Raw genomic sequence first — 3,196 nt, forward strand, 5'->3', positions numbered from 1 at the left:
AGATGCATACTGTTAAATACAGCCGGCTTTAGCGAAAAGTAATACTAGGTATCGAGTGATAGGTATTTGTGGTCTTAAAATCGTTTCTCGGGGCGATTTGACGGATATTTGGGTCGCATCAGACTGATAAGTGATTTATTGCGAGATGGATTAATGAAAACTGGTAGATGTTAATATTTTAGTGGGTTTGAAGGCACAGAAAACCACCTATACCTTTGAGATTGTTATGTTTCGTTATTGTTGCTTTTCTTTCTTGTCTAGTCTATATGCTGCTAATCCATATTTGAAATGAGTTCTGCTAGCGAGTGCAAATAGAATAACTTGAGCAATTCCTGCTACTATGTTTGGTTTCATTATAATTACACAGTAAATTGCTATATTTAGAGATATACCTACTAATGACTTAACTATAAACCAGTTTAAAGTTACTCCATTAACGTTTAATCCTCTTGTGCTGTTCAATATATTAAACATACAAGTTGAGTAAATCATGGCGCTGGCTATAGACCAATCACTGGTAACAAGAACATTATACCAGTCATCAGTTAGTATTCTTATTGCAATCATGACAATGAATGGAATTGCAATAAAGAGATACGGGATTGAAACAATTTTAATCTCATCAGATGAGATCATGCTGTTTTTCTTTATGCTCAATAGTATCTATCACCTTGATTATTTTTGCGTTTTTAGCCTTGTGTTGACCATTAATTTTCCAAACTTCATAACATGAATGAACTCGTAAGCTAGTTGTTGGTTGCGCTAGTTTTGTGCCGTTATGAAATTCATTCAACCATTTTTTATCTTCAATAACAGCATTATATTGAAATTTTGTGTTCTGATTTTCAAATTGCCACATATTATCCCCACGAAAGTATGATTTCAGAACATCTATAACCTCTTCTCCATCATGAGTGCGAATGAAGTTTTTGTTAAACATTTCATTTGTTTTACCTTTGTATCGGAATTTTGGGTCAAATGTTATAACGTTAGTTGGTGGCAAATTTGGATCACCATTACCAATGCTTATTTTTTCATTATGCTGTAAGTTTTCTGTTGCAGCGCTTAGCTTTTCCAATAAAAGCGCAACATCAATACTATTAATTTGTGGGGATATTGCTTTACTTTGATTGTTTTCATCTTGGCTTAATTTTGTTTTTAGTCTGTCTGTTTCACGAGCAGCTATATGCTCAATTTGTTCTTTTGTGCTGATTTCACCTTGGAGGTCATTAAGGAATTGATCTGGGGAAATTAGGTCGATAAAGCATTTCTTGAAAAAAGCCCTAATTGAACCGTCACTAATTTGTTCCAACTTAATATCAAAGTCGAGTTCTTCATCTATAGCATCAGCAAGAATGCGCCCACAATAAGTATAAGCTTCTATGAAATAACCTAATGCATGAAATACTTCGCTTGGGTTTCTTCGATCTTGATTGTACTCAAAATGAAATTCTAACAGTGATTCTTGGTTCAATTTGATAATCTTCTATGGTTAAAAGTATTGATTATATTATTGAAATTGGATCATCAGCAACAGGTTGTATTATGTTAGTGGCAAAAAAGATATTTTAAATAGGCGAGTTTTGATAGTTATAGTGTTTAACGACATAATAGCTGCGTGTTCTGTTTACTTTTCCAACAGTAAAGGGAACGGTTTAATGACTGTTAATCCCAATCACTGAATTGTGAATGATTTTATTATTCATCCTTGAAAATTAATACGCATAAATAGATTAACTGTTAAATACCGTCCAAGTTGAGGCGGTATTTTTGTATGTGAGGTAGATTTAAGGTCGCTAATGGCGACCTTTGTTGTATCTGGGCGTTACAGCGTATCGGATCACATTAGATGGATACTGTTAACTAGTCTTGTTTTAAATTAGTAAAAGTAAGGCAATATTCACCTTATGCCTTATTTTTTGAATCTTCATAATTATAAGTCCAAGGCTTAGAACCATCTTCTTCAATTATGCGATTAACTTCAACTACACGGCCATCTAATATAAGCAATAAACGCCAAGCTGAATAAGGCATAATATTGATTCCCTTTTGCCACCGCCTTAATGTTCTCGTTTGATTGACACCAATAATGCCGAGCTGTTTTGCTACGATTGTTAACGAATGAATAGACGCTAAATGTTCAATAACTTCTGTGATTTCAGGAAGTGTAGGCGAACGATAACTAGGATCATCAATCGAACGATAAGAATCAGGACGTAAATAATGATCATTCATAAAATGAACCAGCGAACAATGACGAGAAGAAAGATAATTTTCAGTTGTAAAATCCTCTTCAATTTGTTGCTGAACCAAATTTGGAAGTTCTAATAATTTTGTATTAATTCTCATATTTATATACCTTAATGTTGCAAAATTGAATTTTATTGTTAATAAACAAGTACTTATTTAAAATACAAGTACTTTAACAAATCCAAAGATAACGTACTAGAGTTATATCTCAAATACAGACACAACCTCTCGACCAATAAAGTAAGAGTAAAACTAACAGAACGTTTTTTACTGTTTAATTTTCCTATCTTTGTGTTAGTACTCATAAATAGATTAACTGTTAAATACCGCCCAATTTGAGGCGGTATTTTTGTATGTGAGGTAGATTTAAAATAAATCTATCAAAATGTGATGTTTCTTTATGAAAGCGATCATTTTTTGTGCTACATTGTCCGCACTTGTCATTTTTATATTTGTTTGGAGTCCGTACAGTGAAAAATAATAAACGAGCAAATGAAACTGCAACGTCGGTGCGTAAAGATATGCGTATGGATAAAGACTTACTTGCACTTGTTGATGCTGTTAGAGGAGATGTTCCTTTTGCTGCTTGGGTTAAGCGAGCAATTAAAATGAGACTTGAAAAAGAAAATGTTATTCGAGAACGTACGGTTAAGTCCGTACCAATTCAAATGAAAATTGAAAAAGAAAATATTAATCGAGACTGTACGATTAAGTCTGTACCAATTAAAAAATCTGTAAAGGTACTAAGACATAATCCAAAGGTTAAAAAAATATCATCTAATATGCAGCGTTCAATTAAAACGAAAAAAATATTATTTGATGCGATAAAAATATTATCTGTTGAAGAAAAAATAGAAATTATTAAAGCACGTTACCCAAAAAGTGAATTGCGGAAAGCTATTGGTGATGTTGTATCTAAAGATTCAATTGCGAAGTATTGGGATGA

4 protein-coding genes are annotated in these 3,196 nt (G+C 32.7%); 1 reads left to right on the plus strand and 3 read right to left on the minus strand.

Annotated elements, in window-relative coordinates; translation table 11 throughout:
* Positions 1 to 234: 234 nt before the first annotated feature.
* From CIK00_RS20920 to CIK00_RS20930, 3 genes are all read right to left on the minus strand, one after another.
* Positions 235 to 636, minus strand: coding sequence for a hypothetical protein (locus CIK00_RS20920; RefSeq protein WP_101770458.1), 402 nt, complete (start codon positions 634 to 636; stop codon positions 235 to 237).
* Entirely contained in the window at positions 623 to 1,474 is an 852-nt protein-coding gene (locus CIK00_RS20925) for a hypothetical protein (protein ID WP_101770460.1), read from the minus strand. The genes CIK00_RS20920 and CIK00_RS20925 overlap by 14 nt, the downstream gene beginning before the upstream one ends.
* Positions 1,475 to 1,905: 431 nt before the next feature.
* The gene (locus CIK00_RS20930; protein WP_101770462.1) at positions 1,906 to 2,349 is read right to left on the minus strand and encodes a hypothetical protein; all 444 of its coding nucleotides are present in this window, start codon (positions 2,347 to 2,349) and stop codon (positions 1,906 to 1,908) included.
* A 371-nt stretch (positions 2,350 to 2,720) separates the two neighbouring features.
* Between CIK00_RS20930 and CIK00_RS20935 the strand changes: the two genes are divergently transcribed.
* Positions 2,721 to 3,196: hypothetical protein (locus tag CIK00_RS20935; RefSeq protein ID WP_144043205.1), on the plus strand; the 476-nt coding region annotated here is incomplete at its 3' end.

It is taken from the genome of Photobacterium carnosum, from assembly GCF_002849605.1.
GTDB classification, from domain to species: domain Bacteria; phylum Pseudomonadota; class Gammaproteobacteria; order Enterobacterales; family Vibrionaceae; genus Photobacterium; species Photobacterium carnosum.